At 70.4% G+C, this 1322-nt stretch carries 1 protein-coding gene; it reads left to right on the plus strand.

Annotated features, from left to right (window positions below; genetic code table 11):
- Window positions 1–83: 83 nt before the first annotated feature.
- The gene (locus tag JQN83_RS32590; protein ID WP_372444199.1) at window positions 84–1298 is read left to right on the plus strand and encodes an IS110 family RNA-guided transposase; all 1215 of its coding nucleotides are present in this window, start codon (window positions 84–86) and stop codon (window positions 1296–1298) included.
- Window positions 1299–1322 lie beyond the last annotated feature (24 nt).

Here is a 1322-nt window from a genome sequence, read left to right on the forward strand (position 1 = left end):
CCCCGTGTTCGGGGTAGGTCTCTTCGTAACGTGGCTGCCGGCAGTCCGACGCCCTGACTGCGGCCGAGGCCACGAAGCGATGCGTGGAGGCGGGTGCGGTGCACGACGGATACGGCGTCTACCTCGGCTTGGACGTCGGCAAAGAAGGTCACCACGCGGTCGGGCTGGGCCCGGACGGCAAGCGGCTGCACGACGCGCCGTTGCCGAACACCGAAGCCCGGCTGCGGCACCTGTTCGACAAGCTGGCCCGCCACGGCACGGTCTTGGTGGTGGTTGACCAGCCCGCGTCGATCGGTGCCTTGCCGGTGGCGGTGGCTCGGGCATGTGGTCATCAGGTGGCCTACCTGCCCGGACTGGCGATGCGCCGCATCGCTGACCTGCACCCCGGTGCGGCGAAGACCGACGCCCGCGACGCCTACGTCATCGCCGATGCCGCCCGCACCCTGCCGCACACCCTGCGGCGGGTCGACGTCGGCGACGAGGCTCTGGCCGAGCTGGAAGTCCTCGTCGGCTTCGACGACGACCTCGCTGGCGAAGCCACCCGCGTGTCCAACCGCATCCGGGGTCTGCTCACCCAGATCCACCCCGCTCTGGAACGGGTACTCGGTCCGAAAGTGCACCACAAGGCGGTCCTGGAGCTGCTGTCGCGCTGCGGCGGCCCGGCCGGGCTACGCAAAGCCGGCCGCCGCAAACTGACCTCGATCGCCGCCGTCCATGCACCCCGCATGGGCGACCGGCTCGTCGAGCAGATCATGACCGCCCTCGACGAGCAGACCGTCACCGTCCCCGGCACCCAGGCGGCGGAGACGATCCTGCCCCGCCTCGCCGACAGCCTCCGCGACGTCCTGCGTCAGCGAGACCACGTCGCCAAAGAGGTCGAGAGGATGCTTGATGCGCACCCTCTTGCCTCGGTCCTGACCTCGATGCCCGGCATCGGCGTCAGGACCGCCGCCCGGATCCTCCTCGAAGTCGGCGACGGCACCGCCTTCCCCACCCCAGGCCACCTCGCCGCCTACGCCGGCCTCGCCCCCGTCACCCGACGCTCCGGCACCAGCATCCGCGGCGAACACCCACCGAGAGGCGGCAACAAGAACCTCAAACGCGCCCTCTTCCTCGCCGCGTTCGCATCCCTCGCCGACCCCGTCAACCGCGCCTACTACGACCGCAAACGCGCCCAAGGCAAACGCCACAACGCCGCCCTCATCTGCCTCGCCCGACGCCGCTGCGACGTCCTATACGCCATGCTCCGCGACAAGATCCCCTACCAACCCCGCCCCACCAGCCCCGTCCCCGCTTGACGAAACCCATAGGGACACCCCCCC

Origin of the sequence: Micromonospora antibiotica (assembly GCF_017599305.1) — a bacterium.
GTDB lineage: Bacteria > Actinomycetota > Actinomycetes > Mycobacteriales > Micromonosporaceae > Micromonospora > Micromonospora antibiotica.